Here is a 24,998-nt window from a genome sequence, read left to right as displayed (position 1 = left end):
CCTGCCGGTCCGGCCGGTGCTGCCGGCGCTGGTCGAGGCGCTGCGCGCGACCGGAGCCGGGGTGCTGGTGGCCCCGCCCGGCACCGGCAAGACCACGACCGCGCCCCTCGCGTTGGCCGACGCGGTGGCCGGTCGGGTGGTGATCGCCCAGCCCCGGCGGGTGGCCGCCCGGGCTGCCGCGCACCGGATGGCCGCCCTGCTCGGTGAACGGGTCGGCGACCGGATCGGCTACGTGGTACGCGGCGAGCGCCGCGGCGGCCCGCGTACCCGGGTCGAGGTGGTCACCACCGGCCTGCTGGTCCGGCGGTTGCACCANNNNAGCTCGACGCGGACCTGGCGCTGGCGTTCAGTGTGGAGGCACGGGCCACCCTCCGGCCGGACCTGTGGTTGCTCGCGATGTCGGCGACGCCGCAGGCGGACCGGTTCGCCGCGCTGCTCGGCGGCGACGCCCCCGCGCCGATCGTGCGCGCCGAGGCCGCCCTGCACCCGGTCGAACGGGTGTGGGCGCCACCGCCTCGCCCACCGGCTCCGCCCGGGGCGGGTCGGGTGGACCCGGCGCTGCTGGACCACGTGGCCGCCACGGTCCGCCGGGCGCTGCGCGAGCGGGACGGGGACGTGCTGGTCTTCCTGCCCGGGGCGGGCGAGATCGCCGCCGTCGCCGGCCGGCTGGCGGACCTGCGCGACACGGTCGCCGTGCTGCCGTTGCACGGCCGCCTGCCCGCGGCCGCCCAGGACGCGGCGCTGAACCCGGCCGCCACCGCCGGGGCGTGGGCGGCGACGACGGGGGCGGGGACCGCCGCCCGCCGGCGGGTCGTGCTGGCCACCGCGGTGGCGGAGAGCAGCCTGACCGTGCCCGGCGTCCGGGTCGTGGTGGACGCCGGGCTGAGCCGGGTACCCCGCACCGACCTGGCCCGAGGGCTCGGCACGCTGGTCACCGTGCCGGTGTCCCGGGCGGCGGCCACCCAGCGGGCCGGCCGGGCCGGGCGAGAGGCGCCCGGGACGGTCTACCGCTGCTGGTCGGAGGCGACTCACGCCCGGCTCGCCCCGCAGCCCGAACCGGAGATCGCCACTGCCGACCTGACCGGGTTCGCGCTGGAGTTGGCGGCCTGGGGCACCCCGGACGGCATCGGTCTCGCGCTGCCCGACCCACCGCCACCGGCCGCGCTGACCGTCGCCCGGGAGACCCTGACCACGCTCGGGGCGGTGGACGCCGACGGCCGGATCACCGCCCGGGGGCGGGCGATCGCCGGCGTCGGGGCCCATCCCCGGCTGGCCCGGGCGCTGCTCGACGGCGCCGCCCGGGTCGGCGCCGACCGGGCCGCCGAGGTGGTGGCGGTGCTGGCCGAGGAGACGCTGGGCGGTGCCGGGGACGACCTGCCGGCCCGGTGGCGCCGGCTGCGCGCCGCCGCCGACCCGGCCGCCACCGCCCGCTGGCGCACCGAGGTACGCCGCCTGCGCGCCGCCCTGCCCGACGACGACCGGTCACGTCGACCGTCGACGCGTGACGCCGACGACCGGCCGCGTCGGCCATCGGCGCGTACCGCCGACGACCGGGCCGGACGATTGGCGCCGGAAACCGACGGCCCATCGACGCCGTACACCGGCTACCCGGCCGCGCGGTCCGCGTCGAAGCCGGGTGGTGGAGCCGGGCACCTGCCCGACGATCTGGCCGCCGGGCTGCTGGCCGGGTTGGCGTACCCGGAACGGTTGGCCCGGGCGCGGCGGGCCGGCGGGTCCGCGTACCTGATGGCCGGTGGGACCGCCGCGGAGCTGGCGGCCGGGTCGGGCCTGGCCGGGTCGATGTGGCTCGCCGTCGCGGTGGCCGACCGCTCCCCCGGCGCGCCGGCCGCGCGGGTGCGGCTGGCCGCCCCGATCGACGAGGCGACCACCCGCGAGGCCGGCGTGGGGTTGCTGCGCACCGACCGGGAGGTCGCCTGGTCCGGCGGGGACGTGGTGGCCCGGGAGGTGGTCCGCCTCGGCGCGATCGTGCTGGTCGACCGGCCGCTGGCCACGCCCGATCCGGAACTGGTCGGCACGGCGGTGCTCGACGGGTTGCGGCAGGAGGGCCTGGCGCTGCTCCGTTGGACGGCCGAGGCGACCGGGCTACGCCGCCGGCTGGCCTTCCTCCGGCAGGCGCTCGGCGACGACTGGCCGGACGTGTCGGACGCCGCGCTGCTCGACGCCGCGCCGGCCTGGCTCGGGCCGGAACTGGCCCGGGCGCGACGCCGGGCCGACCTGGCCNCCCGCCTCGACGAGTTGGCGCCGGAGCGACTGCCGGTGCCCAGCGGCTCGCGGATCCGGCTCGACTACGCCGACCCGGCCGCACCGGTGCTCGCGGTGAAGCTCCAGGAGACGTTCGGCTGGCGGGACGTGCCGCGCGTCGCCGACGGGCGGGTGCCGGTGCTGCTGCACCTGCTCTCCCCCGCCGGACGGCCGGTGGCGGTCACCGCGGACCTGGCGTCGTTCTGGCGGAGCGGCTACCCGCAGGTGCGGGCGGAGCTGCGTGGGCGCTATCCGCGTCACCCCTGGCCGGAGGACCCGACGACGGCCGAGCCGACGCGCCGGGCCAGCCCGCGCCGGCGTTGACCGCGCCTACTCGTCGACGACGTCGGCGATCACCACGGTGACGTTGTCCGGGCCGCCGGCCCGCAACGCCAGGTCGATGAGCTTGGCCGCGCAGGCGTCCCGCGCCGGGTGGTCGCTCAGCACCTCGGTGAGCGTGTCGGCGCGGACCACGTTGGAGAGGCCGTCGCTGCACAGCAGCCAGCGGTCGCCGGCGCGGGGCACCATGGTCGCGTACGCCGGGGAGACCTTGTCGCCCTGCAACGCCTGGGTCACCACGGCCCGGCGGGGATGGCTGTGGGCCTGGTCGGCGGTGATCACGCCCTGGTCGACCAGCATCTGCACGAAGGTGTCGTCGCGGGTGACCTGCTTGAGCACGCCTTCGCGGAACAGGTAGGCCCGGGAGTCGCCGACGTGCGCCAGCGCCAGGCAACTGCCGGTGCGGGCGAACAGCAACGCGGTGAGCGTGGTGCCCATGCCCTGGCGTTCCGGGTCCTCCTCGACGGCCTGGCGGATGCCCACGGTGGCCAGCTCGATGGCGCCCTGGAGCGCGGCGACGAGCGCGTGCTCGGGGGTTTCCACGTCCAGCGGGGCGATCGCGTCGATCGCGATGCGGCTGGCCAGGTCGCCGGCCGCCATGCCGCCCATGCCGTCGGCAACCGCGACCAGCCACGCGCCCGCGTGCTGCGCGTCCTGGTTGCCGCTGCGGATCAGCCCACGGTCGCTCGCTCCGACGGAACGAAGCTTCAGGGTCATGGGACGCAGCCTGCCAGGTCGAGGGCTCGGTGTCTCTAGGAGATCACCATCATCGTACGTGGCGCGGTGAATCTCACTGCGCACGGGCGGACGGCGGCCATCGGGTCGGATCGATTGACAGCGGCGGAACGCGGTGGAAACATCGGCCTGATATTGGGAGCGCTCCCAGCACTCCCGCCCCTCACCACCATGTAGCACGGAAGGAATCTCCGTGACCCGATCCCGTCGTCGGCTGGTCGCGCTCGCCGCGGCCACCACCCTGGCGCTCACCGGCGCCACCGCCGGCCCGGCCCGCGCCGAGGTGCCGCCGGACGCACCCGAACAACTGCGCAACGGCGACTTCAGCGCCGGTGTCTCCCCCTGGTTCTCCTACGGCACCGGGGAGCTGGGCGTCATCGACGGCCGGCTCTGCACCTCGGTGGCCGCCGGCACGGCCAACCCCTGGGACGCCGGCATCGGCCAGGACGCGGTGCCGCTGATCGCGGGCGCCGAGTACGAGCTGTCCTTCGACGTCTCCGCCACCCCCGGCGCGCCCCTCAAGGCGGTCCTCCAGCTCGGCAGCGCCCCATACACCACCTACGCCAGCGTGGACGCCACCGCCACGGGCGCCGCGAAGCACGTCACCACCACGTTCACCGCGCCGGCCGACAACGCCGGGGCCCAACTGATCTTCCAGATCGGCGGCAGCGCGCAGGCCCAGACGTTCTGCCTCGACAACGTGTCGCTGCGCGGCGGCGAGGCGGCCCCGCCGTACGAGCCGGACACCGGGCCGCGGGTGCGGGTCAACCAGGTCGGTTACCTGCCCGGCGGGCCGAAGCACGCCACCGTGGTGACCGAGGCCACCGAGGCGCTGCCCTGGCAGCTGAAGTCCGCCGCCGGGACCGTGGTGGCCAGCGGCCGGACCACCCCGCGCGGCGTGGACGACGCCTCGGCCCAGAACGTGCAGACCGTGGACTTCTCCGCGTACCGCACGCCGGGCACCGGCTACACGCTGACCGTCGACGGCGAGACCAGCCACCCGTTCGACATCTCCGGCACGCTCTACGACCGGCTGCGCGCCGACTCGCTCCAGTTCTTCTACGCCCAGCGCAGCGGCATCGCGATCGACGGCGACCTGATCGGCGACGAGTACGCCCGCCCCGCCGGCCACCTCGACGTCGCCCCCAACAAGGGCGACACGAACGTGCCCTGCCAGCCCGGCGTCTGCGACTACAAGCTGGACGTGCGCGGCGGCTGGTACGACGCCGGCGACCACGGCAAGTACGTGGTCAACGGCGGCATCGCCACCTACCAGCTCCTGAACACGTTCGAGCGCACCAAGACCGCGGAGACCGCCGACGGCGGCGCGGCGCTCGGCGACGCCACGCTGCGGGTGCCCGAGCGCGGCAACGACGTGCCGGACGTGCTCGACGAGGCCCGCTGGGAGCTGGACTTCCTGCTGCGCATGCAGGTGCCGGCCGGCAAGCCGCTGGCCGGGATGGTCCACCACAAGATCCACGACCAGAACTGGACCGGCCTTCCGCTCGCCCCGCAGGACGACCCGCAGGTGCGTGAGCTGCACCCGCCGTCCACCGCGGCCACGCTCAACCTGGCTGCCGTCGCCGCCCAGTGCGCGCGGCTGTTCGCCCCGTACGACGCCGCCTTCGCGACCCGCTGCGGCACGGCCGCGAAGACCGCGTACGCGGCGGCCAAGGCCCACCCGGCCATCTACGCCTCGGCCAGCGACGGCACCGGCGGCGGCGCGTACGAGGACAACAACGTCACCGACGAGTTCTACTGGGCCGCCGCCGAGCTGTGGCTGAGCACCGGCGACAAGGCGTACCTGGCCGACGTCACCGGCTCGCCGCTGCACACCGCCGACGTCTTCACGCCCAACGGCGCGTTCGGCTGGCAGAGCGTGGCCGCGCTGGGCCGGCTCGATCTGGCCACCGTGCCGAACACGCTGCCCGCCGCCGAGAAGACCCGCATCCGCGCGTCGGTCACCGCCGCCGCCGACCGCTACCTGGCCACGATCGGTGACCAGGCGTACGGCCTGCCGTTCCCCGGCACCGCCGACGCGTACGTCTGGGGCAGCAACAGCAACCTGGTGAACAACGCGATCGTGCTGGCCACCGCGTTCGACCTGAGCCGGGACGCGAAGTACCGCGACGGCGCGGTGCAGAGCGCCGACTACCTGTTCGGACGTAACGCGCTGAACATGTCCTACGTGACCGGTTGGGGCGAGCAGAACGCGCACAACCAGCACAGCCGGATCTTCGGCCACCAGCTCAACCCGGACCTGCCGACACCGCCGGCCGGTTCGCTCGCCGGTGGCCCGAACGCCGCCCTCCAGGACCCGTACGCGGCGAACCTGCTCGCCGGCTGCGCGCCGATGTCCTGCTACGTCGACGACATCAACTCGTACTCGACCAACGAGGTGGCGATCAACTGGAACTCGGCGCTGGCCTGGCTCGCGTCGTTCCTGGCCGACCAGGGTGACGCGGCGGCCGTGCCGGCGCCCACCTGCGCGGTCACGTACACCACCCACGGGAGCTGGCCGTCCGGCTTCACCACCCAGGTGACGGTGCGCAACACCGGCACGTCGGCGGTGAACGGCTGGAGCCTGCGGTGGGCGTTCACCGCCGACCAGAAGGTGAGCCAGTCCTGGTCGGCGCAGGTCGACCAGACCGGCGCCACGGTGACCGCGAAGAACCTGCCCTGGAACGCGAAACTGGCACCCGGCGCGTCCACCACGTTCGGCCTGAACGGCACCGGGTCCGGTGCCCCCAACCCCAACCCCACCCTGATCACCCTGAACGGGAAGGCCTGCACGGTCTCCTGACCCGTGGTGCGGTGGTGGCGTCCGTCCGACGCCACCACCGCCGATCACGGGACCGCCGGGTACGGTCCGCAGATGGCGTATCTGCTCCTGGCCCTCGCGATCACCGCCGAGGTGATCGGCACCAGCCTGCTCAAGACGAGCGACGGATTCACCCGGCTCTGGCCCACGGTGGGCCTGGTCGTGTGCTACCTGTCCGCGTTCGGGCTGCTCGCCCTCGTGGTCCGGGACATCCCGGTCGGCGTCGCGTACGCGATCTGGTCCGGGCTGGGCACCGCGGCCATCATGGCGGTCGGCGCGGCGTTCCTCGGCGAGCCGTTGAGTGTGGCGAAGGTGGTCGGGGCCGGTCTGGTCATCGCCGGCGTGGTGGTGCTCAACCTCGGCGGCGCCCACTGACCCGGCTCGATGCCCGACGGGGCGTACCCTGCAGCGGTGACGCTTCCCCTGCCGCGCGGCGACTTCCGCGCGTACCTGTTCGACTGCGACGGCACGATCGTCGACTCGATGCCGGTGCACCACCGGGCGTGGAGCGCGGCGCTGGCCGAGTGGGGCTGCGAACTCCCGGAGGACCTGTTCTACGCCTGGGGCGGCCGGCCGGTCGCCGACATCGTCGTCGACCTCAACGAGCGACACGGGCTGGCCATGCCGGTCGAGGCGGTGGCCCGCCGCCGGGAGGACCTGTTCCAGGAGTTGCTGCCCGGGGTGACCGCCGTGCCGGAGGTGCTGGCGCACATCGACGACGCGCACGGTCGGGTGCCGTTCGCGGTCGTCTCCGGCAGCACCCGGGAGTCGGTGACCGCGTCGCTCACCGCGCTGGGCCTGCTCGACCGGTTCGACACGCTGGTCTGCGCCGAGGACTACACGCGACCCAAGCCCGACCCGGAGGGCTATCTGCTGGCGGCACGGCGGTTGGGCGTCGACCCGGCCGGCTGCCTCGTGTTCGAGGACACCGACCTCGGTGTCGAGTCCGCGACGGCGGCGGGCATGGCGTCGGTCCGGGTGCCGCACCCCCGGGAGCGGTCGGCGGCCCGGTGACCGTGCCGGAGGAACCGCGCGACCGGCATACGGGTCGCCGGATGTGACCTCGCGTGACGCCGCGCCGAGAACATGCGGTGGAGAGCGATATACCGCTGTGTCATTTTTATGACCTGTGGTCATATCGCTGTTGAGGACACTCTTCCGCCGCAGGTCGACACGCCGGAGCCGACACGCCGGGTTGGCGCAGGCACCCGCCACCGCCGAAGCGGGCGGTGCCCCGGTCGCGCCGGTGTAGCAGCATGGCCGGATGACCGACCAACGGAGCATCACCATCCGGCCGGGCGGGCCCGGCGACGAGCCCGCCGTGCTGCGGCTGTTCGACAGCGCCATCGCCTGGCTGGCCGAACGGGGCCGGACCGGTCAGTGGGGCACCGACCCGGCCTCGACCGATCCACGCCGCGTCGCCCAGGCCGACGCCTACGCCCACGGCGGCGGCCTGTGGTTCGCCGAGATCGACGGCACGGAGGCCGGCGCGCTGGTGGTCGGCGCGGCGACCGAGTACGTGCCGCCGGCCACCGAGCCGGAGCTGTACGTCAACCTGCTGGTCACCGACCGGGCGTACGCGGGTCGGGGAATCGGCGCGCGGCTGCTGGCGCACGCCGCGGAGCTGGCCCACGCACGCGGGCTGGGCCTGCTGCGGGTGGACTGCTACCGGAGCGCGGACCGGGCGCTGGTGCGCTTCTACGAGGGCTGCGGCTTCACCGCCACCGACGAGTTCACGGTCCACCGGCCGGGCCGGGTGCCGTGGCCGGGGCAGGTGCTGGCCCGCCGGCTCGACTGACGGTCAGCCGATCTCGTCGTCCACGAAGCACCAGCGCCACGCCTCCCCCGGCTCGATCGACCGCATCACCGGGTGCCCGCTCGACTCGAAGTGCTTCGTCGCGTGCTGGTAGGGCGAGGAGTCGCAGCAGCCCACGTGCCCGCAGCTCAGGCAGGAGCGCAGGTGCACCCAGTCCGGGTTGCCGACCGCCACGCAGTCGGGGCACTCGCTCGTGGTCACGGGCTCGGCGTCGCCCGCCTCGGTCAGGTGCTGGCAGCTCATTCGACGTTCTCCTGTCGCAGCAGGGACTCCTCCAGGTCCAGATCACGATAGGCGCGGGTGAGCACCTCCTCCGGGATCTGGCCGGAGTCACGGGCGGCCCGGAACACCTCCCGCTCGGCGTCGATCATCTCCTGTCGCAGCCGCGCGTACGCCTGGGAGGGGGTCTCCCGGGCGGTGCCGCCCAACCGTTCCCAGGCCAGGTTGGCGCGGGCCGCGCTCAGCCCGCGCAGCCGTTCCACCACGGCCGCCGGGGCGTCGGCGGCCAGCCCGTCCAGCCGCTCCAGGGCCGCCCGGCTGGCCCGCTGCTGCACGCCGGCGGCGGAGAGCGCGTCCTGCACCGGGTCGTCCGGCGGCAGCCGCAGCTTCCGGGCCACCCAGGGCAGCGTGGCCCCCTGCCCGACCAGGGTGGCCACGATGACCGCGAAGGCCAGCCAGATCAGCAGCGCCCTCGGGTACGACCGGTCGCCGGCGAGCGTGAGCGGCAGACCCAGCGCGGCGGCCAGCGTCACCACCCCGCGCATGCCGGCCCAGCCGATCACGATGGGGTACTGCACCGGCGGGGACGAATCACGCTGGCGGACCCTCGGCACCAGCCGGGCCAGGTAGGTCGCCGGGAAGAGCCAGACGAACCGGCTCAGGAGAACGGCGGCCAGCACCGCGGCGGTGATCCCGACCAGCGAGCCGAGCGGCTCGTCGAGGTCGCGCACCACCTCGGGCAGTTGCAGGCCGACCAGGAGGAACACCAGCCCCTCCAGCAGGAACTGGATCAGCCGCCAGAACGCGGTCACCTGCAACCGCGACCCGGCCGACATGAGCATCGGCAGCTTGTGTCCGATGCCGAGGCCGGTCACCACCACCGCGACCACCCCGGAGGCGTGGATCTCCTCGGCGGCGAACACCACCGCGAACGGCACGATCAGCGACAGCGCGTTGTCGAGCACCGGGTCGGTGATGCGCTTGTGCAGGTAGCCGAAGACCACCACGCCGAGCAACCCGACGAGGATGCCGCCGCCGGCGGCGACCAGCACCTCCCAGGCCACGTAGCCGATCCCGACGCCGCCGGTGGTGGCGGTCGCGGCGACGATCGCCACCCGCAGCAGCACCAGCGCGGTGGCGTCGTTGACCAGGCTCTCCCCCTCCAGGATGGTGACGATGCGCCGGGGCAGGCCGACCCGACGGGCCACCGCGGTGGCGGCGACCGCGTCGGGCGGCGCCACCACCGCGCCGAGCGCCACACAGATCGCGTACGGCAGGTCGGGCAGGAACAGGTGCACGACGGTGCCCACCACGAACGCGGTGAAGATCACCAGCCCGACGGCGAGCAGCAGGATCGGCCGCAGGTTGAGCCGGAACGCCGGAACCGAGGTGTTCACCGCCGCCACGTAGAGCAGCGGCGGCAGGATGCCGACGAGCACCAGGTCCGGTTCCAGCCGCACATGCGGGAAGAACGGCAGGTAGGACAGCGCGAGACCGAGCACCACCAGCAAAATCGGGGCGAGCAGCCCGAGCCGGCGGGCCAGCGCCGCCCCGAACGTCGCGATCGCCAGGAAGACGACGACCTCGAACAGAGCATCCATGGGGTACGAGCCTAGGCCCCGCCGGGCCAGCCGGTGATCACGCGGTGGGGCGCACCTTCGGCAGCACCTCGGCGCCGAACGCGTCGAGGAACGCGCGCTGCTCCTGCCCGACGTGGTGCAGGGCGATCTGGTCGAAGCCCAGCTCGACGTACTCCTCCAGCCAGCCGACGTGCCGGCCCAGGTCGGCGGAGACGTTGACGACGTCGGTGACCCGTGACATCGGCAGTTCGGCGCTGACCTCGTCGAAGTGCGCGGGGGTCTCCAGGTCCCAGCAGACCGGCGGGGCGAAGACGTTGCTGCGCCACTGCTCGTACGCGATCGCCTCCGCCTCGGCCTGCTCGGGGGCCCAGCTCACATGCACCTGGAGGTGCAGCGGACCGCGTCCGCCGGCGTCCCGGTAGGCGTCGATCATCTGCCGGAGGTGGTCGACCGGCGCGTTGACCGTGATCAGTCCGTCGGCCCACTCGGCGCACCAGCGGGCGGTCTCGACGCTGACCGCGGCCCCGACCAGCGCGGGCGGCTCCTCCGGCCGGGTCCACAGCCGCGCCCGGTCCACGGTGACCAGCCCGTCGTGGCTGACCTCCTCGCCGGCCAGCAGCGCGCGAATCACGTCGACGCACTCGCGCAGCCGGGCGCTGCGCAGCTCCTTGCGCGGCCACACGTCACCGGTGATGTGCTCGTTGCTCGCCTCGCCGGTGCCCAGCGCCGCCCAGAACCGGCCCGGGTACATCGCGCCGAGCGTGCCGATGGCCTGCGCGATGATCGCCGGGTGGTAGCGCTGGCCGGGCGCGTTCACCACGCCGAAGGACAGGTTCGTGGCCTGGAGCGCCGCGCCGAGCCACGACCAGGCGAAGCCGGACTGGCCCTGCCGCTCGCTCCACGGCGAGAAGTGGTCGGAGCACATGGCCGCGTCGAAGCCGGCGCGCTCGGCGTGGATCACCGCCTCCAGCAGCTTTGCCGGGTGGATCTGCTCATGGGATGCGTGGAAGCCGAACGCCGTCATGCCCGGCACTCCTACCCACCCCGCTGGGGATGTAAGCAGGGGCCCCCGCTTAACGCCTCCGGTAGAGGCGGGGCCCCCGCTTAACACCTCACTCGGCGTGCGCGCCGGCGCCCGCGCCGGCCTCGCCCTCGCCGACCCACACCGTCTTGGTGTTGCAGAACTCGCGCATGCCGAGCGCGGACAGCTCCCGGCCGTACCCGGAGTTCTTCACCCCACCGAACGGCAGCTCCGGATAGGACGTGGTCATGCCGTTGACGAACACGTTGCCGGCGTCCAGGTCGGTGGCGAAGCGCTCCTGCTCGGCCGGGTCGCTGGTCCAGGCGTTCGAGCCGAGACCGAAGCTGGTGCCGTTGGCGACCTCGACCGCCTCGTCGTACGAGCCGACCCGGTAGAGGCCGGCGACCGGCCCGAACACCTCCTCGGCCCACATCCGCATCTCCGGCCGCAGGTCGGTGACCACGGTCGGCGGGTAGTACCAGCCGTCACCGGACGGCTTCTCGCCCCCGCACAGCACGGTGGCGCCCCGGTCGACGGCGTCGGTCACCTGGGCGTGCACCTCGTCCCGGCCGCGCTCGCTGGCCAGCGGGCCGACGTCGGTGTCGTCGTCCATCGGGTCGCCGACCCGCAGCGCCGCCATCCGGGCGGTGAACTTCTCGGCGAACGCGTCGAAGACATCGGTGTGCACGATGAAGCGCTTGGCGGCGATGCAGGACTGGCCGTTGTTCTGGCAGCGGGCCGTGGTGGCCACCTCGGCCGCCTTGTCCAGGTCGGCCGAGGGCATCACCACGAACGGGTCGCTGCCACCCAGCTCCAGCACGGTCTTCTTGAGTTCCCGGCCGGCGATCTGGGCGATGGAGCGGCCGGCCGGCTCGCTGCCGGTGAGCGTGGCGGCGCGTACCCGCGGGTCCCTGAGGATGCGGTCGACCGCGTCGGAGCCGACGAGCAGGGTGGTGAACGCGCCCTCGGGGAAACCGGCCCGGCGGAACACGTCCTCCAGGTAGAGCGCGGTCTGCGGGACGTTCGAGGCGTGCTTGAGCAGGCCGGTGTTGCCGGCCATCAGGGCCGGTGCGGCGAAGCGCATCACCTGCCAGAGCGGGAAGTTCCACGGCATCACCGCGAGCACCGGGCCGATCGGCTGATAGCGGACGTACGCCCGGATGGCCTTGACCGAGGCGGCGTCGGCGGGTTCGTCGGCGAGCATCTCCGGGGCGTTGCGGGCGTAGAAACGGCAGGCGGTGGCGCACTTGGTGACCTCCGCCTTCGCGGCGGCGAGCGTCTTGCCCATCTCGGTGGTCATCAGCCGGGCGGTGGAGTCCCGTTCGGCGTCGAGCAGGTCGGCGGCGGCGGTGAGCCATTCGGCCCGCTGCGCGACCGTGGTGTCGCGCAACTGCCGGAACGCGAGGTCCGCCCGCTCGATGGCGGCGTCGATCTGCTCGTCCGACATCGGGTCGTACGTCTTGAGCACCTGTCCGGTGGCGGGATTGGTGGTGGCGATGGGCATGTCGTACTCCTGTCACTCGAACAGCGAGTGCCGTACGCCCGGTTCCTCCCGGCGGCGGGCGGCACGACGGCGCTGGATGACGACCAGGTCGACCACGGCCACCACGGCGAGGAGCGCGCAGACGACGCCCAGCCAGGCCACGTCGGCGGCGAACGCGAGCACCGCGAAGACGGTCATCACCACCAGACCGAACAGGGCCAGCACGAGGCGCAGGTTCAGCGCGCTGTTCGCGTGGCCGACCGTGCCACGGGCGCGGCGGGGCTGTGATCGGGTCATTCCTGCGGCCTACCCCGGCACGGCCGGGGCTAACCGGTGCGGCCGGGTGGAGCCCGAGCACACCCGCGTGAACGACAGGGGTCGATGCCAAAAAGGCGACAGACCTTCCGTACGGACGGCCGAGGCGCATAGGGTCGACGCGCCGCTTCGTGCCACCGGACGGGGGAACCGCATGCCTCGACGCTGGGTCGCCGCGCTGGCCTGCCTGGCCGCGCTGGTGGCGCTGGCCTGCGACGGCTCCGGTTCGGCCTCACCGCGCCCGTCGGACACGCCCCGCGCCGGCGACCCCCGGGTGCTGACCGCGCTCGGCGACTCGGTCACCACCGGCTTCGGCTCCTGCCTGGTGCTGGTGAGCTGCGAGCGCAACTCCTGGTCGAGTGGGGACAGCCTCCGGGTGGAGAGCGTCTACCGGCGGCTGCGGGCGGACGCGCCGGGGCTGCGGGCGTACAACCGGGCGGTCCCCGGCGCCCGCGCCGCCGGCCTCGCCGACCAGGCCCGATCCGCGGTACGCGACAAGGCCGACCTGGTCACCGTGCTGATCGGGGCGAACGACGTCTGCCGGGGCGGCGTCGACGAGATGACCTCGGCGGCCACCTTCCGCAAGCAGGTCGACGCGGCGTTGAAAGTGTTGCGTGAGGGCCGGCCGAAGGCCCGGGTGCTGGTGGTCAGCGTGCCGGACCTGTACCGCCTCTGGACGATCGGGCACACCGAGTCGCGGGCCGTCCGGGCCTGGTCGCGCGGCGTCTGCCCGGCGCTGCTGGCCGACGCCACGTCGACCGCGCCCGCCGTGGTCGCCCGCCGGGCCCGCGTCCGGGAGAGGATCGAGGCGTACGACACGCAGCTTCGTGCCGCCTGCCGGGCGTACGGGTCGCGCTGCCGGTGGGACGGCGGCGCGGTGCACCGGCACCGGTTCAGCCTGGACCAGGTGAACTCGTTGGACTGGTTCCACCCGAACGCGGCCGGTCAGGGCCGGCTGGCGGAGGTGGCCTGGAACGCCTCCGGCTGGGCGGACTGACCCCCGGCCGCGCGGACCCGACCGGGGCCCGGCGTCAGGGCCGGCGCGGCCCGGGGAGCTGGCGCGGGCCGGCGCTCCGGTAGAGCGCACGGGACCGGTCGGCGAGTTCCTTGGTGGCCGAGGAGTTGGCCCAGGTGCCGAGCACGATCGCGGCGCCGGGGATGACCTTGGCGAACATCCGCTTGGCGGCGCGCACCCCGGCCATCCGGGCCAGCCGGACGCCGAGCTGGAGCATCACCCGGCCCATCGCCCGGTCGCCGGTCGACCCGAAGAGCGCGCCGGCGCGTTCCCGCCCGGCGGCCACCCCGAGCGCCAGCCGGGCGGTCTCGGCGACCTTGTGCACCCGTTGCAGCACCAGCAGATCGGTGGCCCGGTCGGGGTGCGTCGGGTCGGCGCCGTACGCCGCGGCGACGTGCAGCACCAGCCGGGCCTGGGTCCAGGCCAGCACGCCGACGTCGATCACCGCGCCGGGCAGACCGGCGGCGCCGGAGACCGCGCCGGAGAGCCGGGCGTGGTTGACGAACCGACGGACCGCCTGGTCGGCCAGGTGTTCGGCCGGCACGTCCGGCCGTGACTCCCGCTCCCGGGCGGCCCACTGCGCCGCCTCCGGGCCGAGCCGGCGCACCGCCTCCAGGGCCAGGTGCTCCGGCGCGTACTGCGGGTCCTCGCGCATCCGGTCCCAGAGCGTGGCCGGGGGTGTCTCGGGCGCCTCCACCGACGGGGTCGGGGTGGCGGGGACGGTGTTCTGCTCCCCGTCGGTGGGGGCGGGGTCGGTCACGGGATGCTCCGAGGGTCGTACGGCGGGGGAAGGGGCGGGTCAGCGCCGGCGGGTCGACGACAGCCGGGTGGCGACCTGACGCAGCCGGGCCTGGTTCTCCGGCTTGGCCAGCTCGCGCCGGCCCCGGTCGACCAGTTGCTGGCCGCGCGGCGACCGCAGGAAGGCGGTGATCCGTTGCATCAGCGACATGATGTCCTCCTGTCCGCGGTCCCCCTCATGTGTACTAGGGACCGGCAAGTCCCTGGTACCCGAAGCGGCGCCCCGGCAACCGTCCACCGTCCTCAGCCGAGGACCTCGGCCACCACCTCGCCGGCCCGCCACTCGTGCTGGGCGTACGCGTCGGGGAACGCCGAGACCTGCACCGCCTGGGCGGCGACGCTGAGCGGCAGGTTCTCCCAGCCCGGGATCTCCGCCAGGGCGGAGAGGAACGCCCTGGTCGCGTACTCGGGGTCCATCAGCTCGGCCACCGTGCCCCAGCCGCTGCTCGGACGCTGCTGGAACAGCCCGACCGAGTCGTGGTCCCAGCCGACGGCCTGGTGCGGGAAGTTCTGCGACTCGGGCAGCACGCCGCTGGCGTAGTTGAGCAGCGTGCTCTCCTGCATCGCGGTGGCCACCGCGATGACCAGCCCGCGGCGCGGCACACCCATCTTCTTGCCGGTGCGCACGATCGTCGTGGCGTTGTCCATCTGGATGCGGTTCAGGCCGGCGACCGGGACGATCCGCCGGGGCTTCGGCCGGGGCTTGACCGTGGCCTTCGGCCTGGTCGCCCGCGACGGGCTGGCGCTCGGGGTGGCCGGGACGGTGCTCGGGGCGGTGCTGGGGGTGCTGGGGGTGGTGCTCGGGCGGGCCAGGCCGCGGGAGGCCGCCTCGGGTGCCGCCCGCTCGGCGACCTCCGCCGTCGGGGCCGGGGCCGCGGCCCGGTCCGGGGCGCCGAAGCCGACCTGGCTGACGCCGGCCAGGCCGAGGCAGCAGGCCGCGCCGGTGGCGACGGCCAGCCGCGTGCGGCCGGGCCGCGGGTCCCGCGGGTTCCGCAGACGGGTACGCCATGAGCCGGTGGGCGGGGGCGGAACGGTGGTTGTCCGGTCGATGGAGGGGGTATCGTCCGAACGGTCAGCCGGGCGGCCGGGGCCGTTCGGGTCGTCGATGGTGCCGTCGTCACGCATCCGACGAGGCTAGGCAGGACAAACCGGGATCACCTAGGGCCTAAGAGTGGCCCTCGCCACAATCCGCGCCGGTCGAGTCGGTCATCCCCTACGAGCCCGTCGGGCCTCGGCACGGACCACGCGGAGCGGGCGAACCGCCGAGCGGCGGCGCGGCGGCGCGGCTCGGGCAGGAACGTCGCAGCCGCCGTCGTCCCGGCCGATGATCGACTAACTCGTCCGTTCGGACGATCCGGGCATGGGCCGCCAGGCTGGGCCGTAGCCGAATTGTGATCACGATCCGGGCAGCGGACCGGTCCGTAACGGAATGGACCACTGCCCCCGGTACGTTGGCCGAATCGGGGGCGCCGTGCGCACGGCGGGCCCGTACGCGTCGACAGGGAGGACCACCCGGTGCTCGATCCACACGAGCTCTACGAACTCACCGACGAGCTGACCGACCTCGGCCAGCCGGTGCTGATCCAGGCGCTCACCGGCTTCGTCGACGCCGGCAGCGCCACCCGACTGGCCCGGGAACAGCTGCTCACCTCCCTGGACGCCCGCACCATCGCCCGCTTCGACGTCGACCAGCTCTTCGACTACCGCTCCCGCCGGCCGGTGATGACCTTCGTCGAGGACCACTGGGCCGACTACGACGCCCCCGCGTTGGAGCTGCACCTGCTGCACGACGACGACGAGACGCCGTTCCTCCTGCTCACCGGCCCCGAGCCGGATCTGCAGTGGGAGCGCTTCGTGGCCGCCGTCGCCGGGCTTTCGGCCCGCCTCGACGTCCGGTTGACCGTCGGGCTCAACTCGATCCCGATGGCGGTGCCGCACACCCGGCCCAGCGGCGTCACCGCACACGCCACCCGCCCGGAGCTGATCGCCGGGCACGAGCCCTGGTTGCAGAAGGTTCAGGTGCCGTCCAGCGTCGGGCACCTGCTCGAATACCGCCTCGGCGAGCAGGGCCGCGACGCCCTCGGCTTCGCCGCCCACGTCCCGCACTACGTCGCCCAGGCCGAGTACCCGGCCGCCGCCGAGGCGCTGCTCGCCGCCGTGTCCCGGGGCACCGGCCTGCTGCTGCCCCGCGACGGCCTGCGGACCGCCGCCGAGGCGGTCCGGGTGGAGATCGACCGCCAGGTCGCCCAGACCGAGGAGGCGGCCACGCTGGTCCACGCCCTTGAGGAGCAGTACGACACGTTCGCCCGGGGCCGTGGCGAGAAGAGCCTGCTCGCCACCGAGACCGGCCCGCTGCCCACCGCCGACGAACTCGGCGCCGAGCTGGAGCGTTTCCTCGCCGAGCAGACCCACCCGGGCGACACCCCGGAACGCTGACCCGGCGGGGCGGGCGGCGATGCGGCAGGCTGGAGACATGCGCCTGGCGACCTGGAACGTCAACTCGGTGAAGGCCCGCCTCCCCCGGCTGCTCGACTGGCTGGCCACCACGACGCCCGACGTCCTCTGCCTGCAGGAGACGAAGTGCCCGGACGGCGCGTTCCCCGTTGCCGAGGTGGGCGAGCTGGGCTACGAGGTGGCCAGCCACAGCGACGGCCGGTGGAACGGGGTGGCCGTCCTGTCCCGGGTCGGGCTGGCCGACGTCACGGTCGGTTTCCCCGGCGAACCCGGCTTCCCCGCCCCGGAAGCCCGTGCGCTCGCCGCCACCTGCGCCGGCGTGCGGGTCTGGTCGATCTACGTGCCGAACGGCCGTGCCCCCGACGACCCGCACTATGCGTACAAGCTGGCCTGGTTCGCCGCGCTGCGCGACGCCCTGGCGCCGGAGGCGGCCGGCCCTCTCCCGCTCGCCGTTTGCGGTGACTTCAACGTCGCGCCGACCGACGCCGACGTCTGGGACCCGGCGCTGTTCGCCACCTCCACCCACGTCACGCCCGCCGAGCGGGCCGCCCTCGCCGCGCTGCGCGACCTGGGGCTCGACGACGTGGTGCCCACCCCGATGAAGGGGCCGCACCCGTACACCTACTGGGACTACCGGGCCGGGATGTTCCACCAGAACAAGGGCATGCGGATCGACCTGGTGTACGCCACCGCGCCGTTCGCCCGCGCGGTCCGTTCCGCGTACGTGGACCGGGAGGCCCGCAAGGGCAAGGGCCCGTCCGACCACGCCCCGATCGTGGTGGACGCCGACCTGGTGCCGGCTGTCGAGGCGCTCGAGTCGCCGTAGGGTGGACGTCATGGCAGTCGTGAAGATCAACGCGATCGACGTCCCGCCCGGCGCCGGCGAGGAGTTGGAGAAGCGGTTCGCCGCCCGGGCCGGCACGGTGGAGAACTCCCCCGGCTTCCTCGGCTTCGAACTGCTGCGCCCGGTCGCCGGCGAGACCCGCTACTTCGTCTACACGAGGTGGGAGACGGAGGAGGCCTACCAGTCCTGGGCCCAGGGCCCGTCGCGGGCGGCGCACGCCTCCCCCGAGGGCGCCGAACCCCGCAAACCGGTCTCCACCGGCGCCACCCTCCTGGAGTTCGAGGTAGCCCTACAGGTCCCCACCCCCTAACAGCCCCGCCCCCGCCCCCGCCCCACCCCGTTGATCATGAAGTTGGCGGCACTCCTTAGCTCTTTTTGGACCGCTAACTTCATGATCGACGCAAGCGCGGAGAGCGCTGGGCAGGAGTGCCGGTTGCGGCATTGTAGGCACGCCCCATTCGGCAGCATCCGGTTCGGTGGGCGAGTCCGGTGTACGTCGATGATGCGATGGGCCTCGAAGATCTCCCGGGCGGCGGAACCCGCGCCCGGCTCATCCATCGGCACGACGGTCACCCTTCCGAGGAGCACGATTAGTCCCCACCTGGGGGGGCAGAGTCCACGCGTCGTGCTCCCCCAGGTGGGTGTGCGAGCCGGGAACCAGGAATTTGCCGAAACCAGGGAGCCGTCTCGTTGAGCAACCTATTCCAACTTGTAGGAGTAGGCAACCCATGACGCACCGCCCATCAGAAAACTTGCTGGAGCAGGTTAGGCCGTGATCGAATTGGCCTGCCGAAGCCAGGAACCAACGGAGATCAACTGATGCCGACGGAGAGAGTCGACTACCGGCGCATAGCGAACGAGATCGCGGAGAAGATCGAGTCCGGGGAACTCGCTTCCGGCACCAAGCTGCCCTCGACTCGCGAGCTAGCCGATACGTACGGCGTTCACATCTCGACCATCGGCCGCGTGATGTCGATTCTCAAAGATCGAGGTGTGGTGGTTGGCCAGCCCGGCAAGGGTGTCTACGTAGCCGAGCCGGAGTGAGGTTGGCACCCGGGCAAGGGTCCACATGACCGGTTGAAGCGCGGTGATCGCCACCAGTTCGCCGAAGTGGCGGCATGAAGGGCAACGGATGCCACCACTTCACCGAACTGGCGCGCGGCCGCCCCGGCCACGGGAGGCACCTGGCAGCTTAGGGGCGGTATGTCCGGTTCGGGGTCACGTAGTGCGGGACGCGAAGACGATTACGTTGTCCTCGTAGCCGGTGCGGCCGCCGAGCCAGGTGCCGCCGCAGGTGATCAGGCGTAGTTCCGCCGGCCCGGTGTCGCCGTAGACCCGGGCGGCGGGCAGGTTCGCCTTGTCGAAGTACTCGACACTGTCGACCGTGAACGTCACCACGCTGCGGTCCGCGCGGGTCACCGTGATCCGGGCGCCCGGCTTCAGGTCGCGCAGCCGGTAGAACACGGCCGGTCCACTCTTGCTGTCGACATGGCCGACGATGATCGCCCGACCGGGCTCCCCCGGCACCGCACCCCGGTTGTACCAGCCGGTCTGGTCGGTCTCGGTCAGCGGCGGCACGTCCACCGAGCCGTCCCGGGCCTGACCGACCGGGGTGACCGGCGCGTCGACCTTGATCGCCGGCACGGACAGTCGGACCGGTCGGCTCACCGGCTTCCGAGCCGGTGCCGCAACCGGCTGGGGCACGGCCGCGCTCGATCCGGCCGACGCCTCGGCCCAGTCGAACGGCCCGGCGGTGCGGCCGAGCCCGGCCCCGACGGCGAACACGCCGGCCAGCACCAACAGCACCGCCAGCGGCTTCGACCAGGGGCTCCGCCCTTGATCCCGCCTCGGCGGCGGGGCGGGCGGCGGAACGGAGGCCCGGGATCGTCCGGAGAGCCGACCGGCCGGCGGCTCCCAGGGCCGGGACGCAGCAGGCGGCGGCATCCACGGCCGCGACCCGGACGCCGGGACGGCAGGCGGCGGCGTCCACGGCCGCGACCCGGACCCCGAAGCGGCGGACGGCGGCATCCCAGGACCCGACCCGGGCGCCGGAACGGCAGGCGGGACGGCAGGCGGCGGTGTCCACGGCCGCGACCCGGACGCCGGGACGGAGTAGTCGGTCACGGCGGGCCTCAGCGCCGCCGCGCGGCGTGGCGGCGGGACGCGGTCACGCCGAGCCCGGCACCGACCATGCTCAACGCCAACCCGACCGGCACCAGCAGGCCGCCGAGGCCGGGGCCGGCGGTGCCGCCGAAGCCGGTCGCCGGGCCGCGGCTCGGGAAGTGGCTGGGCGGGTGGGTCGGCGGCCGGGTGGGCTGCATCTGCTTGACCACCTGGAGCATGGTGGAGGCGGTCTCCCCGCCCGGGCATTCGAGCTTGACCCGGTAGTTGCCGGGCCGGGTGCGCTCGTTGACCATCGGTGAGGCGGTGAGCAGGCCGCGCTGCGGCTGCACCTGGATCCTGCCGAAGGCGTCGGAGGCCACGATCGCCGGTATCGAGTTGTCGCGGCAGCTCGCCCGGATGCCGACCAGGTAGCCGGGCGACACCGTGCTCGGGGTGACCTCCACGNGGTGGCCCCTCCGGCACCGGCTCGGCGGCACGCGGGGCGGCGTGGGCGGCCGCCGCGCCGAGCAGCGGGGCGGTGCACACGACGACCGCGATCAACAGCGCCGCACGTACCCTCTCTGACCCCATGACCCCTCCCGGCGTACGGGATGAATCCTCTCACCCCCGGCCGCACCTCACATCCGATCGGCGCGGCGGTCGCGTAGGCTCGGGTCGCTGTGACCACCACCGACGTTCCCACCGCCCGCATCCGCACGTTCCATCCGCGTCGCGGGCGGATGAGCGACCGGCAGCGCGACGCGCTGACCCGGCTCTGGCCCGCGTACGGGATGGAGATCGCCGCCCTCGACGGGCCGTGCGACCCGACGGCGCTGTTCGGACGGCGGGCGCCGCTGGTGCTGGAGATCGGCTCCGGCATGGGCGACGCCACCGCCGCCATGGCGGCGGCCGACCCGAGCCGACACTATCTGGCGGTCGAGGTGCACACGCCGGGAATCGCGAACCTGCTGGAGCTGGTGGAGCGGCACCGGCTGGGCAACGTGCGGGTGGCCGAGGGCGACGCGTTGGACCTGGTCCGGGCCATGCCGGAGGGGTGCCTGGACGCGGTGCACGTCTTCTTTCCCGACCCGTGGCCGAAAACCCGCCACCACAAGCGGCGGATCATCGCGCCGGTGCATGTGGCGCTGCTGCGCTCCCGGCTGGCGCCGGGCGGGACGTTGCACTGCGCGACCGACTGGGCCGAGTACGCCGAGTCGATGCGGGAGACGCTGACCGCCGACCCGGAGCTGGTCGACGTGCACGGCGGGTACGCGCCGCGCCCGGCGCACCGACCGGTGACGAAGTTCGAGCGACGCGCGCTGACCGCCGGCCGGCAGATCTTCGACCTGATCCACCGGCGGCGCTGACAGGCGTCAGCGCGAACCCGGTTGGCGCGGCGGGGCACCGCCCAGGCACGATGGGAGCCGCCATGACTCTCACCGCCGCGCTGCCGAAGACCGCCGACCCCGACACGCTCTACGACGCGTTCGCCTCCTGGGCGTCCGGGCGCGGCCTCGACCTCTACCCCCACCAGGAGGAGGCGGTCATCGAGATCGTCTCCGGCGCGAACGTGATCATGAATACGCCGACCGGCTCGGGCAAGAGCCTGGTGGCGATCGCGGCGCACTTCGCGGCGCTGGCCGACGACCGGACCAGCTTCTACACCGCGCCGATCAAGGCGCTGGTGTCGGAGAAGTTCTTCGCGCTCTGCGAGGTCTTCGGCGCGGAGAACGTCGGCATGTTGACCGGCGACGCCAGCGTCAACGCGGACGCCCCGATCATCTGCTGCACCGCCGAGATCCTGGCCAACCTGGCGCTGCGGGAGGGCCGCCGCGCCGACGTCGGCCAGGTGGTCATGGACGAGTTCCACTTCTACGCCGAGCCGGACCGCGGCTGGGCCTGGCAGGTGCCGCTGATCGAGCTGCCGCAGGCCCAGTTCATCCTGATGTCCGCCACGCTCGGCGACACCACCCGCTTCGTCGACGACCTGACCCGACGCACCGGTCGGCCGACCGCCGTCGTCCGCTCGGCCGAGCGGCCGGTCCCGCTCCTCTTCTCGTACGCGACCACGCCGCTGCACGAGACCCTGGAGGAGCTGCTGGAGACGAAGCAGGCCCCGGTGTACGTGGTGCACTTCACCCAGGCCGCCGCGCTCGAACGCGCACAGGCGCTGATGAGCGTGAACGTCTGCACCCGCGCCGAGAAGGACATGATCGCGGCGGCGATCGGCAACTTCCGCTTCACCTCGGGCTTCGGCAAGACGCTGTCCCGGCTGGTCCGGCACGGCATCGGCGTGCACCACGCCGGCATGCTCCCGAAGTACCGCCGCCTGGTGGAGACGCTCGCCCAGGCCGGGCTGCTCAAGGTCATCTGTGGCACGGACACGCTCGGCGTCGGCATCAACGTGCCGATCCGCACCGTGCTGTTCACCGGCCTGTCGAAGTACGACGGGGTGCGGACGCGCCTGCTCAAGGCCCGCGAGTTCCACCAGATCGCCGGCCGGGCCGGGCGGGCCGGCTTCGACACCATCGGCCGGGTCGTGGTGCAGGCCCCCGAGCATGTGATCGAGAACGAGAAGGCGCTCGCGAAGGCCGGCGACGACCCGAAGAAGCGCCGCAAGGTGGTGAAGAAGAAGCCGCCGGAGGGCTCCATCGGCTGGGGCGAGCCGACGTTCCAGCGCCTCGTCGAGGCCGAGCCGGAACCGCTCACCTCCAGCTTCCAGGTCAGCCACTCGATGCTGCTCAACGTGATCGGCCGCCCCGGCGACGCGTTCGCCTCGATGCGGCACCTGCTCACCGACAACCACGAGGACCCGACCGCGCAGCGCCGGCACATCCGCCGCGCCATCGCCATCTACCGGGCGCTGCGCGCCGGCGGCGTGGTCGAGGAGCTGCCCGAACCGGACGAGACCGGCCGCCGGGTGCGGCTCACCGTCGACCTCCAGCTCGACTTCGCGCTCAACCAGCCGCTCTCGCCGCTGGCGCTGGCCGCCATCGAGCTGCTGGACCGGGAGTCCCCGTCCTACGCGCTGGACGTGCTCAGCGTGATCGAGTCGATCCTGGACAACCCCCGGCAGATCCTCTCCGCGCAGCAGTTCAAGGCCCGCGGCGAGGCGGTCGCCGCGATGAAGGCCGAGGGCATCGAGTACGAGGCCCGCCTGGAACTGCTCGACGAGGTGACGTGGCCCAAGCCGCTCGCCGAGCTGCTGGAGGCCGCGTACGAGATGTACCGGCAGGGCCACCCGTGGGTCGCCGACCACGAGCTGGCCCCGAAGTCCGTGGTCCGCGACATGTACGAGCGGGCCATGACGTTCCCCGAGTACGTCCAGTTCTACGGGCTGTCCCGGTCCGAGGGGCTGGTCCTGCGCTACCTCGCCGACGCGTACAAGACGCTGCGGCAGACCGTGCCCGAGGACGCCAAGACCGAGGAACTGGTCGACCTCATCGAGTGGCTGGGTGAACTGGTCCGCCAGGTCGACTCCAGCCTGATCGACGAGTGGGAGCGGCTGCGCAACCCGTCCGACGTCGCCGAGGTCGCCGCGTCGCTGGACGACCGGCCGCCGGCGGTGACCCGCAACGCGCGGGCGTTCCGGGTGCTGGTGCGCAATGCGATGTTCCGCCGGGTCGAGCTGGCCGCCCTGCGCCGCTGGTACGACCTGGGCGAACTCGACAGCGGTTCGGGCTGGCACGCGGACGCGTGGGCGGACGCGCTGGAGCCGTACTTCGAGGCGTACGACTCGATCGGGGTGGGGCCGGACGCGCGCGGGCCGGCACTGCTGATGATCGAGCAGGGCCGCGAGCGGTGGACCGTACGCCAGATCCTGGACGACCCGGAGGGCGACCACGACTGGGGCATCAGCGCGGAGGTGGACCTCGCCGCCTCCGACGAGGTGGGCGCGGCGGTGGTCCGCGTCACCGACGTCGGTCAGCTCTGACCCGGCTCCCCCGCGCCGGTCGCCGCCGCCCGTCGGGGTGTGGTGGCCCGGCGGCTCAGCCGCCGTCGTGCGGGCTGAGGTCGTCGGCGTCGACGACGGCTTGCCCGTCGTCGAAGGTGACCGACGCCCGGCCGTCCGGCCGGGCCTGCGCGGCACCGATCCGCCCGTCCGAGGTTCGGACCAGGGACCGGGGCGGGTCGGGCGACGGGTCCTCGAACCGGGCGGGGACGGCGGTGGCCCGGGCGGCGCCGGTGGCCGCGAAGCCGGTGATCCGCACGACGCCCCGGCCGGCGAACGACACGTACAGCGCCGGGTCGGCCGGGTCGGAGACCTGGTCGTAGTAGCAGTTCGCCGGCCGGCCGCGCAGCGCCCCGGTGTCGAGCAGACGCGTCCAGACCGTGCCGTCGGCGGTGGTGAAGGCACCGGCCAGGCCGACGGCGAAGCGTCGCCCGGGGTCGGTGGGGTGGAACTGCATGTCGCTGAGGATCGCGCCGTAGTGGTCGCCCTGGCCGTCGGCGTCTTCGTCCCGGCCCGCCTCGATGCGACCGTCGCAGGTGAGCATCCGCTCCAGCGCGGCGTCGATCCGCCAGGTGACGCCGCCGTCGTCGGAGCGCAGAACATGTTCGGAGTCGAGCAGGTAGAGCAGGTGGGGGCGGTACGGGTCGACGAAGAACCGCCGTGCCTGCCCGGCTCCCCCGCCGGGGACGAGCTGCTGCCAGCCGGGCATCCCCTCGGTCCACTTCCACAGCCGACGCGCGGAGTCGCCGCCGACGTAGAACACCGTGCCGCGGTGCCCACCGGAGGCCTGCACGACGCCGACGTTCGGGTCCGGCAGGAACGGCCCCTGTTGGGTGAACGGGCCGCTCTGGCCGGCGCCGAAGCCGGGGATGACGAAGAGCGGGCGGGGCCGGAACGTGCCGTCTCCCCGGTTGACCGCGACGAGGACGCCGGCCTCGCCGAAGCCGACGAGGTCGGCACGGCCGGTGGTGGTCACGTCCGCGACGGCACGCGGATGCCGCTCCACCCGCCAGTCGCCGGCGGCGTAGCCGAAGTCGGTGAGGGCGGGCGTCGGCGTGAACGCGAAGCTCCCGTCGCCGTTGCTGCGGGCGGTGTAGACGCCGGCGTCGCCGAACGCCACGATGTCGGCCTTTCCGTCCCCGGTCAGGTCCGCCAGGAACCGGGGATGCTTCTCCACCCGCCAACCGGCCTGATAGCCGAGATCCGCGAGCACGAACTGTGGGGCGGCGAACGTGCCGTCG

At 73.6% G+C, this 24,998-nt stretch carries 22 protein-coding genes and 2 pseudogenes; 12 read left to right on the top strand and 12 right to left on the bottom strand.

The genetic code is table 11. The annotated features are described in order from the left end of the window. The first annotated feature begins 1 nt into the window (after position 1). Positions 2-2,586: pseudogene (locus B1205_RS12040) on the top strand (ATP-dependent RNA helicase). Positions 2,587-2,592: 6 nt separating this feature from the next. Here the strand turns inward: B1205_RS12040 and B1205_RS12035 are convergent. Next, complete coding sequence (locus B1205_RS12035) at positions 2,593-3,318, bottom strand: PP2C family protein-serine/threonine phosphatase (protein ID WP_089155673.1); 726 nt, start codon at positions 3,316-3,318, stop codon at positions 2,593-2,595. Positions 3,319-3,529: 211 nt separating this feature from the next. Between B1205_RS12035 and B1205_RS12030 the strand changes: the two genes are divergently transcribed. The 4 genes from B1205_RS12030 (at position 3,530) to B1205_RS12015 (ending at position 7,955) form a co-directional block, all read left to right on the top strand. Next, complete coding sequence (locus tag B1205_RS12030) at positions 3,530-6,139, top strand: glycoside hydrolase family 9 protein (protein WP_089155672.1); 2,610 nt, start codon at positions 3,530-3,532, stop codon at positions 6,137-6,139. 72 nt (positions 6,140-6,211) lie between these two features. Further along, on the top strand, positions 6,212-6,532 hold the full coding sequence (locus tag B1205_RS12025) for a DMT family transporter (protein WP_089155856.1): 321 nt from the start codon (positions 6,212-6,214) through the stop codon (positions 6,530-6,532). A 36-nt stretch (positions 6,533-6,568) separates the two neighbouring features. Further along, complete coding sequence (locus tag B1205_RS12020) at positions 6,569-7,171, top strand: HAD family hydrolase (RefSeq protein ID WP_089155671.1); 603 nt, start codon at positions 6,569-6,571, stop codon at positions 7,169-7,171. Positions 7,172-7,421: 250 nt separating this feature from the next. Beyond that, positions 7,422-7,955, top strand: a complete 534-nt coding sequence (locus B1205_RS12015) for a GNAT family N-acetyltransferase (protein ID WP_089155670.1) — start codon at positions 7,422-7,424, stop codon at positions 7,953-7,955. Between the two features lie 3 nt (positions 7,956-7,958). Here the strand turns inward: B1205_RS12015 and B1205_RS12010 are convergent, their stop codons facing one another. The 5 genes from B1205_RS12010 to B1205_RS11990 form a co-directional block, all read right to left on the bottom strand. Next, entirely contained in the window at positions 7,959-8,216 is a 258-nt protein-coding gene (locus B1205_RS12010; RefSeq protein WP_089155669.1) for a UBP-type zinc finger domain-containing protein, read from the bottom strand. Beyond that, positions 8,213-9,793 carry a Na+/H+ antiporter gene (locus B1205_RS12005; protein WP_089155668.1) on the bottom strand — a complete coding sequence of 527 codons (1,581 nt, stop codon included), beginning with the start codon at positions 9,791-9,793 and terminating at the stop codon, positions 8,213-8,215. The genes B1205_RS12010 and B1205_RS12005 overlap by 4 nt, the downstream gene beginning before the upstream one ends. 37 nt (positions 9,794-9,830) lie before the next feature. Continuing rightward, a complete protein-coding gene (locus B1205_RS12000; protein ID WP_089155667.1) occupies positions 9,831-10,796 on the bottom strand; it encodes a TIGR03885 family FMN-dependent LLM class oxidoreductase in 966 nt (321 codons plus the stop codon). A gap of 88 nt (positions 10,797-10,884) precedes the next feature. After that, entirely contained in the window at positions 10,885-12,297 is a 1,413-nt protein-coding gene (locus B1205_RS11995) for an NADP-dependent succinic semialdehyde dehydrogenase (protein ID WP_089155666.1), read from the bottom strand. Positions 12,298-12,309: 12 nt separating this feature from the next. Then, positions 12,310-12,573 (bottom strand): DUF6343 family protein, encoded by a 264-nt coding sequence (locus B1205_RS11990; RefSeq protein WP_089155665.1) that lies wholly within the window; start codon positions 12,571-12,573, stop codon positions 12,310-12,312. Between the two features lie 172 nt (positions 12,574-12,745). Between B1205_RS11990 and B1205_RS11985 the strand changes: the two genes are divergently transcribed. After that, complete coding sequence (locus B1205_RS11985) at positions 12,746-13,588, top strand: GDSL-type esterase/lipase family protein (RefSeq protein ID WP_089155664.1); 843 nt, start codon at positions 12,746-12,748, stop codon at positions 13,586-13,588. A gap of 34 nt (positions 13,589-13,622) precedes the next feature. Here B1205_RS11985 and B1205_RS11980 read toward each other — a convergent pair whose 3' ends face one another. From B1205_RS11980 to B1205_RS11975, 3 genes are all read right to left on the bottom strand, one after another. Next, positions 13,623-14,366: an EcsC family protein gene (locus B1205_RS11980; RefSeq protein WP_089155663.1), complete on the bottom strand. Its 744-nt coding sequence runs from the start codon at positions 14,364-14,366 to the stop codon at positions 13,623-13,625. A 39-nt stretch (positions 14,367-14,405) separates the two neighbouring features. Next, positions 14,406-14,555, bottom strand: a complete 150-nt coding sequence (locus B1205_RS29645) for a hypothetical protein (RefSeq protein ID WP_176308556.1) — start codon at positions 14,553-14,555, stop codon at positions 14,406-14,408. A gap of 92 nt (positions 14,556-14,647) precedes the next feature. After that, the gene (locus B1205_RS11975) at positions 14,648-15,529 is read right to left on the bottom strand and encodes a peptidase M23 (protein ID WP_089155662.1); all 882 of its coding nucleotides are present in this window, start codon (positions 15,527-15,529) and stop codon (positions 14,648-14,650) included. Positions 15,530-15,919: 390 nt separating this feature from the next. Between B1205_RS11975 and B1205_RS11970 the strand changes: the two genes are divergently transcribed. The 4 genes from B1205_RS11970 (at position 15,920) to B1205_RS11955 (ending at position 18,746) form a co-directional block, all read left to right on the top strand. Next, the gene (locus B1205_RS11970; RefSeq protein WP_089155661.1) at positions 15,920-16,840 is read left to right on the top strand and encodes a proteasome assembly chaperone family protein; all 921 of its coding nucleotides are present in this window, start codon (positions 15,920-15,922) and stop codon (positions 16,838-16,840) included. Between the two features lie 37 nt (positions 16,841-16,877). Next, positions 16,878-17,684 (top strand): exodeoxyribonuclease III, encoded by an 807-nt coding sequence (locus tag B1205_RS11965; RefSeq protein ID WP_089155660.1) that lies wholly within the window; start codon positions 16,878-16,880, stop codon positions 17,682-17,684. Between the two features lie 10 nt (positions 17,685-17,694). Beyond that, on the top strand, positions 17,695-18,012 hold the full coding sequence (locus B1205_RS11960) for an antibiotic biosynthesis monooxygenase family protein (RefSeq protein WP_089155855.1): 318 nt from the start codon (positions 17,695-17,697) through the stop codon (positions 18,010-18,012). 509 nt (positions 18,013-18,521) lie between these two features. Beyond that, positions 18,522-18,746, top strand: a complete 225-nt coding sequence (locus B1205_RS11955; RefSeq protein ID WP_089155659.1) for a GntR family transcriptional regulator — start codon at positions 18,522-18,524, stop codon at positions 18,744-18,746. A 174-nt stretch (positions 18,747-18,920) separates the two neighbouring features. On the opposite strand, the gene B1205_RS11950 is transcribed toward B1205_RS11955, so the two are convergent. Together B1205_RS11950 and B1205_RS11945 are read right to left on the bottom strand one after the other, a co-directional pair. Then, positions 18,921-19,514 carry a class F sortase gene (locus B1205_RS11950; RefSeq protein WP_254909901.1) on the bottom strand — a complete coding sequence of 198 codons (594 nt, stop codon included), beginning with the start codon at positions 19,512-19,514 and terminating at the stop codon, positions 18,921-18,923. A gap of 320 nt (positions 19,515-19,834) precedes the next feature. Next, positions 19,835-20,308 (bottom strand): annotated as a pseudogene (locus B1205_RS11945) (hypothetical protein); the annotation flags it as partial. Positions 20,309-20,485: 177 nt separating this feature from the next. On the opposite strand from B1205_RS11945, the gene trmB reads away from it, so the two are divergent. Further along, positions 20,486-21,172, top strand: a complete 687-nt coding sequence (gene trmB / locus B1205_RS11940) for a tRNA (guanosine(46)-N7)-methyltransferase TrmB (RefSeq protein ID WP_089155657.1) — start codon at positions 20,486-20,488, stop codon at positions 21,170-21,172. 62 nt (positions 21,173-21,234) lie between these two features. Continuing rightward, entirely contained in the window at positions 21,235-23,739 is a 2,505-nt protein-coding gene (locus tag B1205_RS11935) for a DEAD/DEAH box helicase (protein ID WP_089155656.1), read from the top strand. 55 nt (positions 23,740-23,794) lie between these two features. On the opposite strand, the gene B1205_RS11930 is transcribed toward B1205_RS11935, so the two are convergent. Continuing rightward, a partial coding sequence (locus B1205_RS11930; RefSeq protein ID WP_140158026.1) for an FG-GAP repeat domain-containing protein occupies positions 23,795-24,998 on the bottom strand: 1,204 nt, incomplete at its 5' end.

It is taken from the genome of Micromonospora sp. NBS 11-29, from assembly GCF_002140155.1.
In the GTDB taxonomy this organism is placed as follows: domain Bacteria; phylum Actinomycetota; class Actinomycetes; order Mycobacteriales; family Micromonosporaceae; genus Micromonospora.
This window is presented reverse-complemented; position numbering and strand designations above follow the sequence as displayed.

What these genes read in the sequence shown, in the direction of transcription:
- B1205_RS11985 (WP_089155664.1), top strand. Translation starts at nt 12,746, where the DNA reads ATGCCTCGACGCTGGGTCGCCGCGCTGGCCTGCCTGGCCGCGCTGGTG.
- B1205_RS12000 (WP_089155667.1), bottom strand. Translation starts at nt 10,796, where the DNA reads ATGACGGCGTTCGGCTTCCACGCATCCCATGAGCAGATCCACCCGGCA.
- B1205_RS11960 (WP_089155855.1), top strand. Translation starts at nt 17,695, where the DNA reads ATGGCAGTCGTGAAGATCAACGCGATCGACGTCCCGCCCGGCGCCGGC.
- B1205_RS11995 (WP_089155666.1), bottom strand. Translation starts at nt 12,297, where the DNA reads ATGCCCATCGCCACCACCAATCCCGCCACCGGACAGGTGCTCAAGACG.
- B1205_RS12010 (WP_089155669.1), bottom strand. Translation starts at nt 8,216, where the DNA reads ATGAGCTGCCAGCACCTGACCGAGGCGGGCGACGCCGAGCCCGTGACC.
- B1205_RS11990 (WP_089155665.1), bottom strand. Translation starts at nt 12,573, where the DNA reads ATGACCCGATCACAGCCCCGCCGCGCCCGTGGCACGGTCGGCCACGCG.
- B1205_RS12005 (WP_089155668.1), bottom strand. Translation starts at nt 9,793, where the DNA reads ATGGATGCTCTGTTCGAGGTCGTCGTCTTCCTGGCGATCGCGACGTTC.
- B1205_RS29645 (WP_176308556.1), bottom strand. Translation starts at nt 14,555, where the DNA reads ATGTCGCTGATGCAACGGATCACCGCCTTCCTGCGGTCGCCGCGCGGC.
- B1205_RS12025 (WP_089155856.1), top strand. Translation starts at nt 6,212, where the DNA reads ATGGCGTATCTGCTCCTGGCCCTCGCGATCACCGCCGAGGTGATCGGC.
- B1205_RS11965 (WP_089155660.1), top strand. Translation starts at nt 16,878, where the DNA reads ATGCGCCTGGCGACCTGGAACGTCAACTCGGTGAAGGCCCGCCTCCCC.
- B1205_RS11935 (WP_089155656.1), top strand. Translation starts at nt 21,235, where the DNA reads ATGACTCTCACCGCCGCGCTGCCGAAGACCGCCGACCCCGACACGCTC.
- B1205_RS11975 (WP_089155662.1), bottom strand. Translation starts at nt 15,529, where the DNA reads ATGCGTGACGACGGCACCATCGACGACCCGAACGGCCCCGGCCGCCCG.
- B1205_RS12035 (WP_089155673.1), bottom strand. Translation starts at nt 3,318, where the DNA reads ATGACCCTGAAGCTTCGTTCCGTCGGAGCGAGCGACCGTGGGCTGATC.
- B1205_RS11955 (WP_089155659.1), top strand. Translation starts at nt 18,522, where the DNA reads ATGCCGACGGAGAGAGTCGACTACCGGCGCATAGCGAACGAGATCGCG.
- B1205_RS12015 (WP_089155670.1), top strand. Translation starts at nt 7,422, where the DNA reads ATGACCGACCAACGGAGCATCACCATCCGGCCGGGCGGGCCCGGCGAC.